Origin of the sequence: Mycobacterium sp. GA-1841 (genome assembly GCF_001954135.1) — a bacterium.
Taxonomy (GTDB): domain Bacteria; phylum Actinomycetota; class Actinomycetes; order Mycobacteriales; family Mycobacteriaceae; genus Mycobacterium.
Genome location: NZ_MBEQ01000078.1, coordinates 1 through 680 on the forward strand (window position 1 = coordinate 1; position 680 = coordinate 680).

The 680-nt window shown below is 68.4% G+C and carries 1 protein-coding gene; it reads right to left on the reverse strand.

Features of this window, described 5'->3' with window-relative positions; translation table 11 throughout:
- A partial coding sequence (locus tag A5740_RS19125; RefSeq protein ID WP_139335225.1) for an ATP-dependent DNA ligase occupies nt 1-680 on the reverse strand: 680 nt, incomplete at both ends.

Here is a 680-nt window from a genome sequence, read left to right on the forward strand (position 1 = left end):
ACCCGCTCGGGCCGCAGCGGTACGAACGACAGATCCTTGCCGGCGTTCCAGCGTGACCCGCCGCCATATCTGCGGGCCGCATCCGGGTCGGCGGCCACCTGGGCGGCCCAGTTCCACGGGTGCTGCTCGAAACTCGTGACCAGCGGCTGTAATTCGTCGAACAGTTTTCGGCGGGTAGGCATCGGGAAGGCTCCGATGACGCCGACGGACGCGAGCGTGCCATCGTCCTGATAGAGCCCGAGCAGCAGCGAGCCGATGGCGTCGTCCGCGGATTTGTGGACGCGGTAGCCGGCCACCACACAGTCGGCCGTGCGCTCGTGCTTGATCTTGAACATGACGCGTTTGTCCGGTTGATAGGTGCCCTCGAGCGGTTTGGCGATCACCCCGTCCAGACCTGCCCCTTCGAACTCGTCGAACCAGCGTTGTGCCGTCGCGATGTCGGTCGTGGCCGGCGTGACGTGAAACGACGGGCCGGGGCCCAGCGCGTCGACCAGCGCGGCGCGACGCTCGCTGAACGCGCGCCCCGTGAGATCGTCGTCGCCGAGGGCGAGCAGATCGAACGCGATGAACGCCGCCGGCGTCTGCTCGGCGAGCATGGTCACGCGGCTGGCCGCCGGATGGACGCGTTGCGACAGCGACTCCCAGTCCAACCGGATCCGGCCGTCGACCTCACGCGGCAC